The sequence below is a fragment of the Micromonospora sp. WMMD987 genome (assembly GCF_029581435.1).
GTDB classification, from domain to species: Bacteria; Actinomycetota; Actinomycetes; order Mycobacteriales; family Micromonosporaceae; genus Micromonospora; species Micromonospora rifamycinica.
The window spans coordinates 5,197,075-5,216,138 of sequence record NZ_CP120861.1 but is presented as its reverse complement, the minus strand read 5'-3'; the positions used below and the strand labels follow the sequence as shown (position 1 = coordinate 5,216,138).

The following is a 19,064-nucleotide window of genomic DNA, read 5'->3' as shown; positions in this document are numbered from 1 at the left end:
ACTGGATGGCAAGCCGGGCACCTGCGGATCCCACCGTTTCCGATCAGCGTGTCTCGGCCGGTGGCCCCCGCGGAGTATCCGGTACCGTCCGTTCGTGATCAACGTTCGACGGGCCGTGGTGGCCGACGCCGGGGAGATCGTCCGCCTGCGCGGGGTGATGCTGGCCGACATGGACCGGATGGCTCCCGCGCCGGGCCCCTGGCAGCAGGCCGCCCGGGAGGTGCTCCACCACCGGTTGGCCGAACCGGCCGACCTGATGGCGGTCTTCGTCGTCGACGACCCCCGCCGGACGGGCGGCCTGGCGGCCTGCGCGACCGGCACCATCGAGCAGCGCCTCGGCGGTCCCGACAACCCGGACGGGCTGGTCGGGTACGTCTTCAACGTGGTCACCGAGCCGGCGTACCGTCGACGCGGGTTTTCCCGGGCCTGCCTGGAGGCGTTGCTGGACTGGTACCGGCAGCGCGGGGTCGGCCGGGTCGACCTGCGGGCCTCGGTTCCGGGCGAACCGCTCTACCGGTCCCTGGGGTTCGTGCCCACCTCGGGGCCGACGTTGCGGTTGAGCCTGCCGGTGCCGACCGGGCGGGGCTGACCGGTGTTCGCGTCCCCCCTGACCGACACCGCCGAGCTGCGCCCGCTCTCGCCGTGGCACGCGGAGGAGTTCCTGACCCACCTGGACCGTGCCCGTGCGCACATCGCCCCCTGGGTCGGCGCGTCCTTCGTGGCCACCGACCTGGAGTCGGCCCGCCGGGTGCTGCGCCGGTACGCCGAGAAGTGGGCGGCCGACGCCGGTGGCATCTGGGGGATCTGGGCCGACGGCACCCTGGTCGGTGGGGTGATGTTCGTGTCCTTCGACCCGGTGTCGGGGGTGGCCGAGGCGGGGTGCTGGCTGGAGCCGGCCGCCGAGGGGCGGGGTCTGGTGACCCGGGCGGCGACCCGGATCGTGGACTGGGCGATCCGCGAGCGCGGCATCCACCGGGTCGAGTGGCGGACCAGCGTCGGCAACGTCCGCAGCGTGGCGGTGGCCCGTCGGCTCGGGATGCGGCACGAGGGCACCCTGCGCGAGGTCGTGCCGGGTCCGGCGGGCCGGGTCGACGTCGAGGTGTGGGCCGTGCTGGCCGGGCAGTGGTCGTCGACGGGCGGACCGCGGGCGTCGGCGTAGCGGCGGGCGGTCGTCCGCAGGGGGCGCCGGTGCGGGGGCGCAGGACCCCTGTTCCGCGTCGATGTCCTTCCCAAACACTTCATCGAGTGATATCTATCTCACACCACCACTTCCATCCCCCAGGAGTGCGACGTGCGGAGATCCCGACTCGTGTCCCTCGCCGTGAGTCTCGCGGCATCCATCGGCGTGACCCTCGGTGTGGCGGTGCCCGCCCAGGCGGCCCCCTCCGACCGGTACGTGGCTCTCGGTGACTCGTACGCCTCCGGCGTCGGCGCCGACAGCTACACCTCCGAGAGCGGCGCCTGCCAGCGCAGCACCAACGCCTATCCGGCGCTGTACAACACCAACGTCAAGCCCGCCTCGTACAAGTCGGTGGCCTGCTCGGGGGCGACCACCACGGACGTGGTCAACAACCAGCTCTCCGCACTGACCTCGTCCACCACCCTGGTCAGCGTCACCATCGGCGGCAACGACGTCGGCTTCACCTCGATCATGTCCACCTGCGTACTCCAGGGGGAGAGCCAGTGTGTCGCGGCCGTACAGGCCGCCGAGAACAAGGCCCGCGCGGAGCTGCCCGGCAAGCTGGCCACCGTCTACCGGGGGATCCGGTCCCGCGCGCCGTCGGCCCGGGTGGTGGTCGTCGGCTACCCGGTCTTCTACCAGCTCGGCACCGTCTGCGTGGGGCTCACCGCGACCTCCCGCGCGAAGATCAACGAGGGCATCAACCTGGTGGACGACCTCACCCGCACCGCCGCCACCTCGGCCGGCTTCACCTTCGCCGACGTCCGGTCCGTCTTCGTCGGACACCAGCTGTGCAGCTACGGCGAGAAGTGGCTGCACGCGCTGAACTTCGTCAACCTCGGCGTCTCCTACCACCCGACGGCGGCCGGCCAGTCCGGCGGCTACTACCCGGTCTTCCGCTCCGCGGCGGGCTGACCCGCCACCAGCGGCCGGGCCGTCGGCGATCGATCCGCCGGCGGCCCGGCCGCCGGTGTCTCCGGTCGTCGGCGCTGCCACCGCATCCTCACCGGCCGGCGGGCAGAACCTTGTCGATCGCGGCGCGCAGCTCGGCCGAGTCCGGGGCGACCGTGGGCGCGAACCGGGCGGCGACCGTGCCGTCCGGGGCGACCAGGAACTTCTCGAAGTTCCACCGGACGTCCCCGGTGTGCCCGTCGGCGTCGGGGGTGTCGACGAGCGCGGTGTAGAGCGGGTGCCGGGCCGGACCGTTGACGTCGACCTTCTCGGTCAGCGGGAAGGTGACCCCGTAGTTGACCTGGCAGAACTCGCCGATCTCGGCCGCCGTGCCGGGCTCCTGCCCGGCGAACTGGTTGCACGGCACCCCGAGCACCACCAGACCCCGGTCGGCGTACCCGGTGGCCAGTTCCTGGAGGCCGGCGTACTGCGGGGTGAGCCCGCAGCGGGAGGCCACGTTCACCACCAGCAGCGCCCGACCCCGGTAGCCGGCCAGGTCGACGGGGCCGCCGGTCAGGGCGTCGATCTCGATGTCGAAGACGGTCATGCCGCGAGGTTACGCGCCCGTGCGCCCCACCCCGGCCGACCAGGCCGGGGAATCGACGGATGCGCATCTTGACGAAGTGATGACGGTGTGAGTAGCGTCTCCCCAATCAATTTGGAAAGTTTCCTAACTGTTCGAGGAGGCGCCCCATGAAGAGATCCCTCCGCCGCGCCCTCTGGGCCGGCGCGGTCGTCGCGCTGACCGTGGCGGCGGTACCGGTGACCTCGGCGTTCGGCGCCGGAAGCGTTACCGCGACATTCGCCTCGGCCCAGGACTGGGGGACCGGCCACGAGGGCCGGGTCACCGTCGCCAACGGGTCCAGCGCCAGCGTCAGCACCTGGCGTATCGAGTTCGATCTGCCGGCCGGCACGACCATCAGCAGCTTCTGGGACGCCGACGTCACCAGCAGCGGCAACCACTACGTGGCCGTGAAGAAGAGCTGGGCCGGACCGCTCGCCCCGGGGGCCAGCTTCAGCTGGGGCTACAACGGCACCGGGCCGTACCGGGCGCCGCTGAACTGCACGATCAACGGCGCGTCGTGCGGCGGGGGCACCCTGCCCACCACCACGAAGCCGCCGACGACCGCCCCGCCCACCACGGCCCCGCCGACCACCCCGCCCCCGACGACCCCGCCGCCGACCACCCCGCCGCCCAGCGGGGGCAAGAAGGTCGTCGGCTACTTCGCCGAATGGGGCGTCTACGGGCGTAACTACCACGTCAAGAACATCGCCACCAGCGGCTCCGCCGCCAAGCTCACCCACATCCTGTACGCCTTCGGCAACACCACCGGCGGCCGGTGCACGATCGGGGACAGCTACGCCGACTACGACAAGGCGTACACCGCGGCGGACAGCGTGGACGGCGTCGCCGACACCTGGGACCAGCCGCTGCGCGGCAGCTTCAACCAGCTGCGCAAGCTGAAGAAGATGTACCCGCACCTGAAGGTGATCTGGTCCTTCGGCGGCTGGACCTGGTCGGGCGGCTTCACCCAGGCCGCGCAGAATCCGGCCGCGTTCGCCGACAGCTGCTACAACCTGGTCGAGGACCCGCGCTGGGCGGACGTCTTCGACGGCATCGACGTCGACTGGGAGTACCCCAACGCCTGCGGCCTGAGCTGCGACAGCAGCGGCCCGAACGCGTTCAAGAACGTGATCTCCGCGCTGCGCGCCAAGTTCGGCTCGTCCGCCCTGGTCACCGCCGCTATCACCGCCGACGGCAGCAACGGCGGCAAGATCGACGCCACCGACTACGCCGGTGCGGTGGGCAACCTCAACTGGCTGATGCCGATGACCTACGACTACTTCGGGGCGTTCAACGCCCAGGGCCCCACCGCCCCGCACTCGCCGCTCACCTCGTACACCGGGATTCCGCAGCAGGGCTTCAACTCCGACGCGGCGATCCAGAAGCTCAAGTCCAAGGGCGTGCCGGCCAGCAAGCTGCTGCTCGGCGTCGGCTTCTACGGCCGGGGCTGGACCGGGGTGACCCAGGCCGCCCCGGGCGGCACCGCCACCGGTGCGGCCCCCGGCACCTACGAGGCGGGCATCGAGGACTACAAGGTGCTCAAGAACACCTGCCCGGCCACCGGCACGATCGCCGGTACGGCGTACGCCAAGTGCGGCAGCAACTGGTGGAGCTACGACACCCCGGCCACCATCGGCGGCAAGATGACCTACGCGAAGAACCAGGGCCTCGGTGGCGCGTTCTTCTGGGAACTCTCCGGCGACACCGGCAACGGTGAGCTGATCGGCGCGATCAAGGGCGGTCTCGGCTGAGCCGAGCGCCGACACCGCACCCGTCCGGCGGGGAGGGACCAGCGATCCGGTCCCTCCCCGCCGGCGTGTCCGCGTCGTCACGGGTTGCCACCGCACCGGTGCGGTGTGGCAGACTCGCCGCTCGGCAACCGGTCGACATGTCGTACCCCGGAGGACGTATGGATGCCAGGCTCCGCGCGGCGGGCGTCGTACCGCTGGCCCTGCTGCCGTTCACCCTGCTCGGCTGCGGATCCGGCGAACCCGAGGACACGCCGCAGCGGGTGCCCGCCCAGGAAGCGTCCGGCAAGGCCCGCGAGCGGGTCCAGGCGTACCTCGACGCGATGGTCGCCAAGGACCCGGCCGCCGGCCGCAACCAGCTCTGCGCGACGATGCACGCCGGTTTCGACGACGCCGCGACCGGGCCGAACGGCGACTTCGCCGACCACTTCACGGTGTCCGGGGTCACCATCACCGACATCCGTACCGGTGACCGTGGGCAGGAGGTCAGCACCACGGTGACCGCTTCGGTGGGGACGCGGAAGACCACCCGGCCGCTGCTGTTCACGGTCACCCGGGACGGCGCGGACTGGTGTATCGCGGGCGAGGAGCCCGGCGGACACCGCCCTGAGCCGTCGGTCACGCCCTGACCTCCCAACTGCCGGAACCGCGCCCCTCGCCGCCCGACCGCCCGGACCGTCGCCGTACGCTTTCTCCCATGCGCCATGAGTGGCATCAGCTGAGCTACCCCGCCGTGAGCAGCCCCGGGCTGCAAACCAGCCGCCCCACCATCGACTCCGCCGAGGACGCCGCCCTCGGCCTCGACCGGTGGCGTGACCTGCCCCGCCAGCAGATCCCGCCGTGGTCCGACCCGGCCCAGGTCGCCGAGGTGTGCAAGGTGCTCGACACCGTGCCGTCGGTGGTCGCGCCCTACGAGGTCGACCAGCTCCGGCGCAAGCTCGCCCTGGTCTGCGAGGGCAAGGCGTTCCTGCTCCAGGGCGGCGACTGCGCCGAGACCTTCGCCGACAACACCGAGAGCCACCTGCTGGCCAACGCCCGCACCCTGCTCCAGATGGCGATCGTGCTCACCTACGGCGCGTCCCTGCCGGTGGTGAAGGTGGCCCGGGTCGCCGGCCAGTACACCAAGCCCCGCTCGCTGCCGACCGACGCCCGGGGCCTGCCCGCCTACCGGGGGGACATGATCAACGCGCTGGAGGCCGACCCGGCCGCCCGGGTCGCCGACCCGCAGCGCATGATCCGGGCGTACGCGAACTCGGCCGCCGCGATGAACATGCTCCGCGCCTACCTGGCGGGTGGGCTGGCCGACCTACACGCGGTGCACGACTGGAACAAGGGCTTCGTGAAGAACTCCCCGGCGGGGGAGCGTTACGAGGCGATCGCCCGGGAGATCGACCGGGCCATCGCGTTCATCCGGGCCTGTGGGATGACCGAGGACGACGCGCTGCGCACCGTCACCCTCTACTGCTCGCACGAGGCGCTGGCGCTGGAGTACGACCGGGCGCTGACCCGGGTCTCCGACCGCCGGGCGTACGGGCTGTCCGGGCACTTCCTCTGGGTCGGCGAGCGGACCCGGCAACTCGACGGCGCGCACATCGACTACATCTCCCGGATCGCCAACCCGATCGGGGTGAAGCTCGGCCCGACCACCAGCCCGGACGAGGCGATCGAGCTGTGCGAGAAGCTCAACCCGGAGAACATCCCCGGCCGGCTCACCCTGATCAGCCGGATGGGCAACCACAAGGTCCGCGACACGCTGCCGCCGATCGTCGCCAAGGTCACCGCCGCCGGGGCGAAGGTGGTGTGGCAGTGCGACCCGATGCACGGCAACACCCACGAGTCCTCCAACGGCTACAAGACCCGGCACTTCGACCGGATCGTCGACGAGGTGCTCGGCTACTTCGAGGTGCACCGGGGGCTGGAGACCCACCCCGGCGGCATCCACGTCGAGCTGACCGGCGAGGACGTCACCGAGTGCCTCGGCGGCGCGCAGGGCATCGAGGACCTCGACCTGCCCGACCGGTACGAGACCGCCTGTGACCCCCGGCTGAACACCCAGCAGTCGCTGGAACTGGCCTTCCTGGTGGCGGAGATGCTGCGTGGCTGACCACCCGGCCGGCGGTGACGCCCCGCTGGTGGACCTGCGTTCCGACACCGTGACCCGGCCGACCGTCGGGATGCGGGCGGCGATGGCCGCCGCCGAGGTCGGCGACGACGTGTACGGCGAGGACCCGACGGTCAACGCGTTGGAGGCCGAGGTCGCCGCGCTCTTCGGGCACGAGGCGGCGCTGTTCGCCCCGACCGGCTCGATGGCCAACCAGATCGCCCTCCAGCTGGTCGTCCCACCCGGCGACGAGCTGCTCTGCGACGCCGACGCGCACGTGGTGACGTACGAGGTCGGCGCGGCGGCGGCGTACGGCGCGATCTCCTCGCGGACCTGGCCGGCGGTCGGCGCCGACCTCGACCCGGGCGTGGTGGAGGCGATGATCCGGCCGGACGGCTACTTCGCGGTGCCGACCCGGGCGATCGCCGTCGAGCAGACCCACAACCGGGGCGGCGGCGGGGTGATCCCGTTGCCGACCCTGCGGGAGCTCCGCCGGGTCGCCGACACCGCCGGCCTCGCCCTGCACTGTGACGGCGCCCGGATCTGGCACGCCCACGTCGCCGACGGGGTGCCCCTGCGGGAGTACGGCGCGCTCTTCGACACCCTGTCGGTCTGCCTCTCCAAGGGGCTCGGCGCACCGGCCGGCTCGCTGGTGGTCGGCAGCGCCGCGCAGATCACCCGGGCCCGGGTCCTGCGCAAGCGGATGGGCGGTGGCATGCGGCAGGCCGGTGTGCTCGCCGCCGCCGGCCGGTACGCGCTGACCCACCACCTCGCCCGGCTCGCCGACGACCACGTCCGCGCCGCCCGGCTCGCCGAGGCGCTCGCCCCGTCCGGGGTGCTCGCCGGGCCGGTGCGGACGAACATCGTCCCGCTGGACCTGACCGGGCACCGGCTCGACGCCCGTGCCCTGGCGACCGCCGCCCGCGCCGAGGGGGTGCTGCTGTCGGTCCTCGGCCCCCGCACCGCCCGCCTGGTCACCCACCTCGACCTCGACGACGCCGCCATCGACCACGCCACCAAGATCCTTCCCCACCTCCTCGCCCCCTGACCTCCTCCCCGCCCGGGGTGGTCGAGAGGTCGGGTCAACGTCGATCGTCACGGTGACCCGACCTCTCGACCGACAGGGTGTCGGGTGGGGGCTACCGGGTCTGGAGGCGGGTGAGGGTGGCTATGTCGGTGGCGTGGCCCTCGTGTTTCTCCGTGGGGGTCTCCACGACGACCGGGATGCCGGCGGTGGCCGGGTGGGTCATCAGCTCGGCGAAGGCCGGTTCACCGATACTGCCCTTGCCGATGTTCTCGTGCCGGTCCCGGGTGGAGCCGCACAGGTCCTTGGAGTCGTTGGCGTGGATCAGCTTCAGCCGGTCCGCCCCGACCGTGGCGACCAGGGTGTCCAGGGTCGCCGTCATGCCACCCTCGACGGCCAGGTCGTGCCCGGCCGCCCAGGCGTGGCAGGTGTCGAAGCAGACGCCCAGCCCCGGGTGCCGGTCCACCGCGTCCAGGTAGGGGCCGAGGTGCTCCACCCGGGAGGCCAGGGACCGGCCACCACCGGCGCTCGGCTCCACCAGCAGCAGCGGACCGTCGCCGGCCGTGGTCTCGTCGAGCAGCGGCAACAGCGACTCGCGTACCTGCCGTAGGGCGGTCTCGGCGTAACCGGCGTCGACCGCGCTGCCGGCGTGGAAGACCACCCCCCGGGCCCCGATCGCCCGCCCCCGGCGCAGCGCGTGCACCAGCGTCTGCGCGGACCTCTCCACCGTCGCCGGGGTGGGCGAGCCCAGGTTGACCAGCAGCGAGGCGTGGATGTAGACGGGCACCCCACGGGCGGCGCAGCCCTCGGCGAAGAGCGCGTCCTGGGCCGGGTCACCGGGCGGCAACGCCCAACCCCGCGAGTTCGAGACGTAGACCTGCACCACCCGGGAACCGGTCGCGTCCACGTACGGTAGGGCCGCCCTGGCCAGCCCGCCCGAGGTGGGGGTGTGCGAACCGACCGGCCGCGGCGGGCTCACAGGCAGCCCAGGGTGACCGGGGTGCCGGGCGGCACCTGGGAGTTCTCGCCCGGGTTCTGGTACCGGACGATGCCGTTGGGGTTGAACTGGACGGTCACCGGGAAGCCGCCCCCCTCCAACTGCTGTTTGGCCTGCTGACAGGGCAGGTCGATCACCCGGGGCACGGTCACCTGCGGCGGACCCTTGCTGACCTCCAGCTTGACCTTGGTGCCCTTCTCCACGCCCGCGCCGTCGGCCGGGCTCTGCCCGAGCACCTCGTCACGCGGCTTGTCGGATTCCTTGTACGTCTCCACCGCCACCAGCCCGAGCTGGGACAGCGCGGTGCGGGCGTCGCCGAGGCTCTTGCCGACCAGGTCGGGCACCGTGACGGGGGCCCGACCCCGGCTCAGGATGACGGTCACCCTGGTGCCCGGTTTCACCTCGGTGCCCACCTTGGGGTTGGTGTCCACCACCACCCCGGCCGGCAGGTTGTCGTCGTAGCGGGGGCTGCCCTTGGCCACCACCAGCTTAGCGCCGGTCAGATCGGCCTCGGCCAGGTCGAACTCCTTGCCGACGACGTCCGGCACCGGGAACCGCTCCGGCCCCAGGGAGAGGGTCAGCGTGATGGTGCCGCCCTTGAGGATCTTGGCAGCCGAGCCCGGGTCCTGGGCGACCACGCCGTCGCGGGGGATCTTCTCGTCGTACCGTGGTTCGGCGAAGGAGAGCCGGAACCCGGCCCGGTCCGCCTGGGCCTGCGCGTCGGCGCGGCTGAGGTTCACCAGTTGCGGGGCGACCGTGTAACGGCCCACCCCGACCCACCAGCCGCCCATCGCGGCGAGCAGGCCGACCACCACCACGGCCGCCGCGACCGACAACCGGCCGCGCGGGCTGCCCATCACCCGGGTACGTAGCTGCGCGAACCGGGAACCCAGGTCGGCGTCCTCGGCGGCCCGGCGTCGGTGCGGGCGCTGCCCGGCGGCCGGCTCGGGCAGCCGGGCCCAGGTCGGCCGGTTCACCGGGCTGACCGCGGCCACCACCATCGTCGGCTGGGCCACCGCCGGCAACTCCTCGGCCACCCGGCCCAGCACGGCGGTGTGCGCGTTCGGGTTGCCCAGCTCGTCCCGGGCCACCTGCACCTCGGCCAGCAGCGCGCCGGCGTCGGCCGGGCGGGCGCCCGGATCCCGCCGGGTCGCCCGGCCGACCAGCTCGTCGAGCACCCGGGGCAGGCCGGGCACCAGGACCGACGGGGCCGGGACGTCCCGGTCGACATGCTGCCAGGCCACCTCGACCGGGCGGTCCCCGTCGTACGGAACCCGACCGGTGAGCATCTCGAACAGCACGATGCCGGCCGAGTAGACGTCGGTCCGCGGGTCGGCCTGCCCGTCGGTGACCAGCTCCGGCGCCACGTACGCGACGGTCGCCATCAGCTGGTTGCCGTCGCCCTCCTCGGCGCTGGCCTCCACCGCGCGGGCCAGGCCGAAGTCGGCGACCTTGACCACGCTGTCGACCAGGTTGGCCACCCCGCCGGTGGGTGCCTCGGCGACCAGCACGTTCTCCGGCTTGACGTCGCGGTGGACCAGCCCGGCCCGGTGCGCCGCGGCGATCGCGGCGAGCATCTGCTCCATGATCGCCAGCGCCTCGTCGGGGTTGAGCCGGCGGCGTTCGGCCAGCACCTCGCGCAGTGTGCGGCCCCGGACGTACTCCATCACCAGGTAGGGCAGCCCCTGGTGGGTGCCCTGGTCGTAGACGGCGACCACGTTGGGGTGGGTCAACCGGGCGATGGCCTTGGCCTCGTCGGTGAACCGGCCCGGGAAGCCCGCCGCCCGGGACCGCGCCTCGGTGGCCTGGGACGGGTGGATGATCTTCACTGCGACGGTGCGTTCCAGCCGCTCGTCGGTGGCGGTGTACACGGTCGCCATGCCACCACGGGCCACGCGACCGCGAATGCGGTAGCGCCCGTCGAGCAGCGAGCCCAGCAACGTGTCGGCGACCTGTATGTCCATCGGCAGGGAGTCTATGTGTCCTGAGGGTGAAGGTTGAACAGGATGCTACAGCCGGGTTCCGACCCGACCGGTCCCGCGCGCTCAGCCAGGCACGAAGCGTGCCGCCCGGCGGTAGCCCACCCGCGCGAGACGGGACGCCGCTGCCCATGCCGTGCAGCGCCGTCGCGGTGCGGTCGGGGTGGCGTCGGGCGTACCCGGCGGGGTGCCGCTGCGCGGGCGGCCGGGGGACGTGGCAGGGTGGTCCGGTGACCGATTCCGTACCCGCCGACCAGTCCGTCGGCAGTGAACCCGCCGGCCCCGGCGACCCGGCCGACTGGCTGAGCCTCCCCGACGTCGCCGAGCGGCTCGACCTGTCGATCAGCAAGGTCCATCAGATGATCCGGGACCGCGAGCTGATCGCGGTGCGCCGGGACGGCGTCCGCCGGATCCCCGCCGACCTGGTGGCCAACAAGACGGTGCTCAAACACCTGCCCGGCGTGCTCAACCTGCTCGCCGACGCCGGGTACGACGACGAGGCCGCGCTGCGCTGGCTCTACCAGCACGACGACACCCTCTCCGGTGGTAACGGCGCGGTCACCCTCGGTGGCGACCATGCCCGCGAGGTGAAGCGCCGCGCCCAGGCCCTCGGCTTCTGAGCCCCCGCCCCGCCCCTCTTTCTCGCGGGGCGGGGCGGCTCTCTCGCGGGGCGGGGCGGCGTAGCGCGGGACGGGACGGGTCAGTCGGCGCGGCGGGTGGCGGCGATGGCCAGGTCGACCAGGGCCTGACGGGCCTCGGTGTCGAGGTCGACGCCGGTCAGGGCGGCCAGGGCGGCGTCGGTCAGGGTGACGATGCGCTGCTCGGTACGGGCCAACGCGCCGGTGGCGTTGATCAGCTCGCGGAGCCGGGTGACCCCGTCCTCGTCCAGCGCCGGGTCGCCGAGCCGGCCGAGCAGCAGGTCCCGCCCCGCCTGGTCGGCGGCCTCCACCGCCGCCGCCACCAGGTAGGTGCGCTTGCCCTCGCGCAGGTCGTCCCCGGCCGGTTTGCCGGTCTGCGCCGGGTCGCCGAACACCCCCAGCACGTCGTCGCGGAGCTGGAACGCCTCACCGAGCGGCAACCCGTACGCCGAGTAGGCGGTGCACACGTCCGCGGACGCGTCGGCGAGCGCCCCACCGAGCAGCAGCGGCCGTTCGACGGTGTACTTGGCCGACTTGTACCGGGCCACCTTGCCGGCCCGCTCCAGCGAGACCTCCCCGGTCGCCTGGGTCAGCACGTCCAGGTACTGCCCGACGGTGACCTCGGCGCGCATCTCGTCGAAGACCGGCCGTGCGCGGGCCGCCGTGCGCGGGTCCAGCCCGGCGGAGTGCAGCAGCTCGTCGGACCAGACCAGGCAGAGGTCACCGAGCAGGATCGCCGCCGCGTCGCCGAAGCCGTCCGGGTCGCCGTTCCAGCTCGCCGCCCGGTGCCGGGTGGCGAACCGCCGGTGCACCGCCGGCTCGCCGCGCCGGGTGTCGGAGCGGTCCATCAGGTCGTCGTGGATCAGGGCGCTGGCCTGGAAGAACTCCAGTGCGGCCAGGGCGGTGACCACCTGGTCGGCGTCCACCCCGCCGGCACCCCGGAACCCCCAGTACGCGAACGCCGGGCGCAGTCGTTTGCCGCCACCGAGCACGAACCCCTCGACCGCCTCGGCGACCGGCGTGAGGGCCTCGTCGATGCCGGCCATCCAGCTGCGCCGGCCGGCCAGGAACTCGGTCAGGGCCTTGTCGACGCGCTGCCGCAGGCCGGCACGGTCGACGGGGGAGACGGGAGCGGCGTGGGTCACGCCCCGACGCTAGCCGGTCGCCACCGTCGCCGCCGCACCACCGCCCCGGCGCGTCGGCCCGGCAGGCCAGGTGCCGGTCGAGCTCACTGCTGCTCGGCAACCCACGTGCCGCGACCAGCGAACGTCAACACCAACCCGCGTTCGCGCATCAGCTTGACGGCTGCTCGCACCGTCCCGCGCGACACGCCGTAGGTCTGTTGCAGGTACGCCTCACTCGGGATCGGTTGCCGAGGCATGAGCGTCCCGTCTTCGATCTGCTTGGCGAGCAGGTCAGCCAGTTGCACGTAGAACGGCACTGGCGACATCTCATCGATGCTCATGGCCGCACCTTATGAACGATGAACACGACAATCTCGGCCAGCTACATGTAGGACGGTCCTGACCGTATATCACGGTCTTAGACATGCTGTACGCGCTTGTACGAGCAGGACGATTTGGTCTACCTTCGGTGACGATCGGTAAACTGTCCGCTTCCGGCTGATCCGCGTGCTCGACTGGCCCACCTACGACGGGTGGGTATGGCTCGACGGGTATCAGCTGAACGCGAAGGGCGACGCCGTGTCGCGCCGCAAGGTCTTCGTGCAGAAGGATGGCCTCCGCCCCGCCGCCCTCACCCGGCCCACCTGCCGGAAGACGACGCGGGTGTAGGAGCACTGCTGCTTCCGGTTGCGCCGTCATACGAGATCATGGGCACTTCCCGTTCGGTCCGAACGGTCGCTGCCCAAGATCAGCGGGCGCCGGGTGGGGCGTCGGTCGGCTCGGCGGGTGTCGATGTTCTGGTGGGAAGTACGTGAAGCCGGGCGGCAACGCCCGCTAGAGTCGACACGTGGCGCTCGGTCTTCCCTCCGTCCTCCCCAATCCCCAGCCGGCGATCGGGGAGCTGATCCGCGACCGCCAGCCGACGTTCTCGTTCGAGTTCTTTCCGCCCAAGACGGCACAGGGCGAGCAGCTGCTCTGGCAGACCATCCGCGAGCTGGAGCCGTTGCGCCCGTCGTTCGTGTCGATCACCTACGGCGCGGGCGGTTCGACCCGGGACACCACCGTCGCGGTGACCGAGCGGATCGCCACCGAGACCACGTTGCTGCCGATGGCGCACCTGACCGCCGTCAACCACTCGGTCGCCGAGCTGCGCAACGTGATCGGGCGACTGGCCGGGGTGGGGGTCCGCAACGTGCTCGCCGTGCGTGGTGACCCGCCCGGCGACCCGGGCGGGGAGTGGATCCGCCACCCCGAGGGCGTCGACTACGCCGAGGACCTGGTCCGGCTGGTCCGCGACGCCGGCGACTTCAGCGTCGGGGTGGCCGCCTTCCCGTACAAGCATCCCCGGTCGGTCGACGTGGACAGTGACACCGCGCACTTCGTCCGCAAGTGCCGGGCCGGCGCGGAGTTCGCCATCACCCAGATGTTCTTCGACGCCGACGACTACCTGCGGCTGCGTGACCGGGTGGCGGCGGCCGGCTGCGACACGCCGATCCTGGCCGGGGTGATGCCGGTGACCCAGATCGGCACCATCGAACGTTCGGTGCAGCTCTCCGGGGCGCCCTTCCCGCCCGCGCTGGCCGAGCGGTTCGCGCGGGTCGCCGACGACCCGGAGGCGGTCCGCCGGCTCGGCATCGAACAGGCCAGCGAGATGTGCGCCCGGCTGCTCGACGAGGGAGTGCCCGGTATCCACTTCATCACCCTCAACCGCTCACCCGCGACCCGGGAGGTGTGGCGCAGCCTGCGGGCCGACGCCCGGGTGTGAACGCGCCGACCCCGACACCTCGACCACACCACGGCGGTTGACCGATGGTGGGCACACAGCTGAACTGGAACGAGTACGCGACCGCCTGGGCCCGGTTGCACGGCGGTTTCGACCCCCGGGTCGCCGCGCCGGTGGTCCGCGCCTGGCTGCGCTTCGCGTACCACGTCGGTTACGTGCTGGGCCGGCTGCGGGTCACCCCGACCGCGGTGACCGTCGGCGGGGTGCTGCTCTGCCTCTGCGTGCCGCTGTTCAGCGCCCGGTCGGCCCAGGGGGCGATCGTCGGGGCGCTGTTCGTGCTGCTCGCCTCGGTCGCCGACAGCGTCGACGGTGCGGTGGCGGTGGCCACCGGCCGGACCACCCGGCTCGGCTACGTCTACGACTCGGTCGCCGACCGGCTCGGCGAGATCGCCTGGCTGGTGGCGTTCTGGCTGGTCGGCGCACCGGGCGCGCTGGTGGTCGCGGCCGGCGCGCTGTCCTGGCTGCACGAGTACGTCCGGGCCCGCGCGGTGGCCGCCGGGATGCGGGAGATCGGCGCGGTCACCGTGGGGGAGCGGCCCACCCGGGTCTGTGTCGCCCTGGTCGGGCTGCTGCTGGCCGGGCTGACCGGGCTGATCGACCTGGACCTGTCCGCCGGCACCATCACCATGGCCACCGCCGTCTGGCTGCTGCTGGCCGGCTTCGGCCTGGGGCAGCTCCTCTCCACCGTCCGCCGCGCCCTGCTCGACGCCGGCTGACCCGCCCGCGCCCGGGCGGGCCATGGGGCGGGGGCGGGGATTTCTACCAGGCGGGGCCGATCTCGTCGGCGACGATCTGGGCGGACAGGGTGACCATCGGCAGACCGCCCCCGGGGTGGCTGGAACCGCCGACCAGCCACAGCCCGTGCACCGGCCCCCGGTTGGCGGGGCGCAGCAGCCCACCCGCCGTACCGTAGATCGACCCGCCGGGCGCGGCGGTCGCGGCGTCCAGGTCGGCCGGGGTGCGGATCTCGCGGAACAGCAGCCGGTCCCGCACGTCGACGCCCCGCTGCGCGAGCACGTCGAGGATCCGGTCGGCGTACGCGTCGGCGAGTCCCGGCCGACGCCAGTCGACGGCGTCGGGCGCGGTGCCGTGGCGGGCGGCGTTGACCAGCACGAACCACGCCTCGTGCCCGGCCGGACGGGTGGCCGGGTCGTCGGCCGCGGTGACGAAGACCGTCGGGTCGGTGGCCGGACGCGCCCGGATCCCCCGCCCGGGGTCACCGAAGACGGCGTCGAACTCGGCGTCGTAGTCGCCGGGGAAGAAGACGGTGTGGTGGGCCAGCCCGGAGTCGCCGCGTACCCCGAGCAGCAGCACGAAGCCGGCCAGGCTGCGGTCGGTCAGCGCGGCCAGCCGGCGCGGGTGGGGCAGCAGGTCCCGGTAGACGGTGAGCGCGTCGGCGTTGGCGACCACCACGTCGGCGGGGACCGGGGCGTGGACGCCGGCGAGGCGTACCCCGTGCACCCGGCCCCCGGCGGCGTCGATCCGGGTGACGGTCTCCCCGGTGCGCACCGTCACGCCCAGGTCCAGGCAGCGGGAGAGCAGCGCGTCGGCCAGGGTGCCCAGCCCGCCACGCAGGTACCAGCCGCCGAAGCTCAGCTCGGCGTAGGGGACGGCCACCAGCGCGGCCGGGGCGCGGCGCGGATCGGCCCCGGTGTAGGTGGCGTAGCGGTCCAGCAGCATCCGCAGCCGGGGGTCGGACAGGTGGCTGCGGCCCAGCCCGCGCAGGGTCCGGCCGGGGCCGATCGCGGCCAGGTCGCCCAGCCGCCAGGCCAGTGCGGCCAGGTCCCGCGGCGAGTCGACGGTCCGCCGCAGGATGTCCCGGTGCGAGGCCGTCCAGACCCGGGCGGCCCGCCGCCACAGCCGTCGCCACTCGGCGGCGGACCGGTCGCCGAGGGCGACGCCGATCCGGGCGGCGAACTCGTCCGGGTCGGCGCACGAGTCGAGGACCGGCCCGCCACCGGGGAAGACGTGCCGCACGATCGGGTCCAGCGGGACCAGGTCCAGGTACTCGTCGAGCTTCGCCCCGGTCGCCTCGAACAGGTCGTGGAAGACCTGCGGCAGGGTGAGCAGGCTCGGCCCGGTGTCGAAGTGGAAGCTGCCCGCCGGGGTGTGCCGGACGTACCGGCCGAGCTTGCCGCCGACGGTGCCGGACCGCTCGAAGACGGTCACCTCGTGCCCGCTGACGGCCAGCCGGGCGGCGGTGGCCAACCCGCCCACGCCGGCGCCGATGACCACGATCCGCGCCATGCCGCGCCCTCCTAGCTGACCGGACGGCCCCGCCAGGACAGGCGACGCCGCTTCCGCAGATGGTACGACCGCAGGGTCAGCCAACCGAGCACCACGACCGACACGGGGTGGGCCAGCGCGTCGGGCCAGGCCCGGCCGCCGGTGGCGTGGGCGCTACGCACCCGGCCGGCGACTCCGGCGGCGTACCCGAGCAGGGCCAGCCCGGCGGCCGGCGGCGAACCCGCCAGCAGCGTCGCCACCGCCAGCAGCGGCGGCGCGGTGTAGAGCAGCAGCAGCGCGGCGACCACGGTCGCGGCGGCCCCCGGGTGGCCGAAGGTGGCCCAGAGCGACTTGGTGTAGCCGTCGCGCAGCTGCGGCCAGGTCTCGTACATCCGGCAGGCGGCCAGCCGGGAGCCGTCGGCCAGCGCGATCCGGCCGCCGGAACGTTTCACCGCCCGCGCCAGCTCGATGTCCTCCAGCACCCGGTCGGCGACGGCGGCGTGCCCGCCGGCCCGCTCGTAGCCGGCCCGGTCCACCAGCAGGAACTGCCCACCGGCGGCGGCCAGCGACGGTCGTGACGAGCGTTCCATCGCGCGCAGCGGCAGGAAGGTCAACCACAACCACTGCAACAGCGGCTGCACCAGCCGGTCACCGACCGTCCGCACCAGAATCCTCGGGTACGCCGACAGCAGCGTCGCCCGCGCCGCCCGCAGCTCGGTCACCGCCGCCGCGACCGCGTACGGGGTGAGCACCACGTCCGCGTCGACGAAGGCGTACACGGTGGCGGCCGGGTCGGTGTGCCCGGCGAGCTGGTGGCAGGCGTGCGGCTTGCCCAGCCAGCCCGGCGGCGGGGTGACCCCGGTGCGCAGGGTGACCCGGGGGTCGTCGCCGACCACCGCGCGGACCACCTCGGCGGTGCCGTCGGTCGAACCGTCGTCGAGCACCACGATCCGCAGCCCCGGCACCCCCTGCTGGGCGAGCAGCGCGTGCAGGCACGGGGTGACCCGGTCGGCCTCGTCGCGCAGCGGCAGCAGCACCGCCACGGTCTCGTCGACCCCGACCGGCCCGGCGACCGGCCGGCGCAGCCAGCGGCCCGCGTTGACCCAGGTGTGTGCGGTCAGCGCGGTCACCGCGACGGCCAGCACGAGCGCGACGACGGTCACCGCCGAGCCTCCACCGACCAGGCCGGCGGTCGTCGTCCCGGCGTCGGGTGCCAGCACGGTGGCGGGGCGGGTCGGCCGGGCCGGGTGCCGCTCATGCCGGGGTGTCGACGCCGGGCCGGTCCGGCACCGGCCGGTCGGCGGGCCGTCGGCGGGCGCGCAGCAGGGTGACCGCCAGCGGCACCGCCACGGCCGCCATGCCGGCCGCCCCCCAGACCGCCGAGGCGGGCAGCCGGAGGAAGACCGCGTGCGCCAGCACGCTGGAGAAGTACGTCCACAGGTAGAGCGCGAACATCGGGTCGTCGCGGGAGCCGGTGACCGCGGCGGACGGCCCGGCCAGCGGGCGCAGCGCGCTCATCAGCAGCACCGCGAAGAGCAGCCAGCCCAGGTAGTTGCTGACCGGGATGCCGGGCAGGCCCGGCAGCGCCGGGGTGGCGTCGCGCCACCTCCAGTAGCCCTCGGCCACCATCTGCGGGTCGAGGAAGAGGTCCCAGCCGGCCAGCCCGACGGTGGCCAACGCCACCCGCCCGACGTGCCCCGCCGGTGTCAAGGTGCCGGGCGTCCGGCCGGTGGTCGGCACGGTGCCGGGCGTCCGGCCGGCCGGCGTGGTCAGCCTGCCGGTGGGCGTGGTCAGTTGGCTGGTGGGCGTGGTCAGCCGGACGGCGGCCAGCCAGGCGGGCCAGGCCATCCAGGTCCAGGCCAGCGGGATGATCAACGGCACCCCGGCCAGCTTCGGCCCCAACTCGCCCGAGTAGTCGTAGCTGCCGAACGGGAAGCCGGTGGCCACCCCCAGCGCCTCGATCGCGAACCCGCCGCCGGTGGCCACCGCGACCAGCGCCACCGCCGCCCGGGGACCTCGGGTGAGCAGCGCGTGCCCCACCGAGAGCAGGTAACCGAGGACGACCGTGGCCACGGTGAGCCGGGCCCGGGTGACACCGGTGGTGAGCGGATAGCAGATCTGGGCCAGCACCAGGACGGCCAGCAGCAGCCACGGGACGTGCCGGCGGGTCACGACGTGGCCGGCCCGGACATGTCGGGACGGGGCAGCGGCAGGTCCCGGCCGAGCACCCCGAACGGCCGTTCGTCGCCGGGGAAGCGGAAGTGCCGCAGCACGTCGACGAAGCCGAACCGCCGGTACAGCCGCCAGGCCCGCGACGTCCGCTCGTCGGCCTCCGGAGTGGACAGCAGGGTGGTGCCGCCCTCGGCGAGGCTGAGCAGGGCGGTGAGCTGCCGGGCGCCCACGCCGTGCCCCTGCGCGGCCGGCCGGACGTGCAGCTCGACCACCTCGAAGCAGTGGGTCAGCCAGCGCTGCCGGGCGTCCGGGTCCAGCGCCCGGAAGACCTGGTCGTGCCACCACTGTCCACCCGCGCCGAGGTAGCCGTAGCCGAAGCCGGCCAGGTGTCCCTCGGTGGTGAGGCTGGCGACGGCGCGGAACCCGGGCCGGCGGGCGTGGGTGGCGATGTAGCCGCGCCGGGCCTCCAACAGTTCGCTGCGGTAGCCCATCGCCTCCCCGTACACCGTGACCACGTCGTCGAGCCGCCGGACGAGATCCTCCGGCGTCCACCGCACCAACCTCATGCGCGTCCTC

19 protein-coding genes and 1 pseudogene are annotated in these 19,064 nt (G+C 73.4%); 11 read left to right on the top strand and 9 right to left on the bottom strand.

From position 1 onward, the window contains the following. Positions 1-94 precede the first annotated feature (94 nt). The 3 genes from O7612_RS21905 to O7612_RS21895 all read left to right on the top strand — a co-directional run bounded on the left by O7612_RS21905 (position 95) and on the right by O7612_RS21895 (position 2,095). Entirely contained in the window at positions 95-589 is a 495-nt protein-coding gene (locus O7612_RS21905; RefSeq protein ID WP_282266980.1) for a GNAT family N-acetyltransferase, read from the top strand. 3 nt (positions 590-592) lie between these two features. Continuing rightward, positions 593-1,159, top strand: coding sequence for a GNAT family protein (locus O7612_RS21900; RefSeq protein ID WP_282266979.1), 567 nt, complete (start codon positions 593-595; stop codon positions 1,157-1,159). Positions 1,160-1,291: 132 nt separating this feature from the next. Then, entirely contained in the window at positions 1,292-2,095 is an 804-nt protein-coding gene (locus O7612_RS21895) for an SGNH/GDSL hydrolase family protein (protein WP_282266978.1), read from the top strand. Between the two features lie 88 nt (positions 2,096-2,183). Here O7612_RS21895 and O7612_RS21890 read toward each other — a convergent pair whose 3' ends face one another. Continuing rightward, positions 2,184-2,678, bottom strand: a complete 495-nt coding sequence (locus tag O7612_RS21890; protein ID WP_282266977.1) for a glutathione peroxidase — start codon at positions 2,676-2,678, stop codon at positions 2,184-2,186. 146 nt (positions 2,679-2,824) lie between these two features. On the opposite strand from O7612_RS21890, the gene O7612_RS21885 reads away from it, so the two are divergent. The 4 genes from O7612_RS21885 (at position 2,825) to O7612_RS21870 (ending at position 7,593) form a co-directional block, all read left to right on the top strand. Continuing rightward, complete coding sequence (locus tag O7612_RS21885) at positions 2,825-4,447, top strand: glycosyl hydrolase family 18 protein (protein ID WP_282266976.1); 1,623 nt, start codon at positions 2,825-2,827, stop codon at positions 4,445-4,447. Positions 4,448-4,605: 158 nt separating this feature from the next. Next, a complete protein-coding gene (locus tag O7612_RS21880) occupies positions 4,606-5,073 on the top strand; it encodes a hypothetical protein (RefSeq protein ID WP_282266975.1) in 468 nt (155 codons plus the stop codon). Between the two features lie 68 nt (positions 5,074-5,141). Further along, the gene (locus tag O7612_RS21875) at positions 5,142-6,548 is read left to right on the top strand and encodes a 3-deoxy-7-phosphoheptulonate synthase class II (RefSeq protein WP_282266974.1); all 1,407 of its coding nucleotides are present in this window, start codon (positions 5,142-5,144) and stop codon (positions 6,546-6,548) included. Between the two features lie 25 nt (positions 6,549-6,573). Then, positions 6,574-7,593: a GntG family PLP-dependent aldolase gene (locus tag O7612_RS21870; RefSeq protein ID WP_282273994.1), complete on the top strand. Its 1,020-nt coding sequence runs from the start codon at positions 6,574-6,576 to the stop codon at positions 7,591-7,593. 91 nt (positions 7,594-7,684) lie between these two features. On the opposite strand, the gene O7612_RS21865 is transcribed toward O7612_RS21870, so the two are convergent. Both O7612_RS21865 and pknB read right to left on the bottom strand, forming a co-directional pair. Continuing rightward, positions 7,685-8,548, bottom strand: a complete 864-nt coding sequence (locus tag O7612_RS21865; RefSeq protein ID WP_282266973.1) for a deoxyribonuclease IV — start codon at positions 8,546-8,548, stop codon at positions 7,685-7,687. Beyond that, a complete protein-coding gene (pknB, locus tag O7612_RS21860) occupies positions 8,545-10,530 on the bottom strand; it encodes a Stk1 family PASTA domain-containing Ser/Thr kinase (RefSeq protein WP_282266972.1) in 1,986 nt (661 codons plus the stop codon). Before pknB ends, O7612_RS21865 begins: the two co-directional genes overlap by 4 nt. 245 nt (positions 10,531-10,775) lie before the next feature. Here pknB and O7612_RS21855 point away from each other — a divergent pair, with 245 nt between their 5' ends. After that, positions 10,776-11,165: an Rv2175c family DNA-binding protein gene (locus O7612_RS21855; protein ID WP_282266971.1), complete on the top strand. Its 390-nt coding sequence runs from the start codon at positions 10,776-10,778 to the stop codon at positions 11,163-11,165. 80 nt (positions 11,166-11,245) lie between these two features. Here the strand turns inward: O7612_RS21855 and O7612_RS21850 are convergent, their stop codons facing one another. Continuing rightward, a complete protein-coding gene (locus O7612_RS21850) occupies positions 11,246-12,328 on the bottom strand; it encodes a polyprenyl synthetase family protein (protein ID WP_282266970.1) in 1,083 nt (360 codons plus the stop codon). An 83-nt stretch (positions 12,329-12,411) separates the two neighbouring features. Beyond that, complete coding sequence (locus O7612_RS21845; RefSeq protein ID WP_282266969.1) at positions 12,412-12,648, bottom strand: GntR family transcriptional regulator; 237 nt, start codon at positions 12,646-12,648, stop codon at positions 12,412-12,414. 145 nt (positions 12,649-12,793) lie between these two features. On the opposite strand from O7612_RS21845, the pseudogene O7612_RS21840 reads away from it, so the two are divergent. From O7612_RS21840 to O7612_RS21830, 3 genes and pseudogenes are all read left to right on the top strand, one after another. Further along, positions 12,794-12,976, top strand: a pseudogene (locus tag O7612_RS21840) (hypothetical protein); the annotation flags it as partial. A 178-nt stretch (positions 12,977-13,154) separates the two neighbouring features. Continuing rightward, positions 13,155-14,072, top strand: a complete 918-nt coding sequence (gene metF, locus O7612_RS21835) for a methylenetetrahydrofolate reductase [NAD(P)H] (RefSeq protein WP_282266968.1) — start codon at positions 13,155-13,157, stop codon at positions 14,070-14,072. Positions 14,073-14,116: 44 nt separating this feature from the next. Further along, complete coding sequence (locus O7612_RS21830; protein ID WP_282266967.1) at positions 14,117-14,806, top strand: CDP-alcohol phosphatidyltransferase family protein; 690 nt, start codon at positions 14,117-14,119, stop codon at positions 14,804-14,806. A gap of 43 nt (positions 14,807-14,849) precedes the next feature. On the opposite strand, the gene crtI is transcribed toward O7612_RS21830, so the two are convergent. The 4 genes from crtI to O7612_RS21810 all read right to left on the bottom strand — a co-directional run bounded on the left by crtI (position 14,850) and on the right by O7612_RS21810 (position 19,054). Further along, complete coding sequence (crtI, locus tag O7612_RS21825) at positions 14,850-16,337, bottom strand: phytoene desaturase family protein (RefSeq protein WP_282266966.1); 1,488 nt, start codon at positions 16,335-16,337, stop codon at positions 14,850-14,852. Between the two features lie 11 nt (positions 16,338-16,348). Continuing rightward, positions 16,349-17,479 (bottom strand): glycosyltransferase family 2 protein, encoded by a 1,131-nt coding sequence (locus O7612_RS21820; RefSeq protein ID WP_282266965.1) that lies wholly within the window; start codon positions 17,477-17,479, stop codon positions 16,349-16,351. Between the two features lie 91 nt (positions 17,480-17,570). Then, complete coding sequence (locus O7612_RS21815) at positions 17,571-18,488, bottom strand: carotenoid biosynthesis protein (protein WP_282266964.1); 918 nt, start codon at positions 18,486-18,488, stop codon at positions 17,571-17,573. After that, positions 18,485-19,054, bottom strand: coding sequence for a GNAT family N-acetyltransferase (locus O7612_RS21810; protein ID WP_282266962.1), 570 nt, complete (start codon positions 19,052-19,054; stop codon positions 18,485-18,487). Before O7612_RS21810 ends, O7612_RS21815 begins: the two co-directional genes overlap by 4 nt. Positions 19,055-19,064 lie beyond the last annotated feature (10 nt).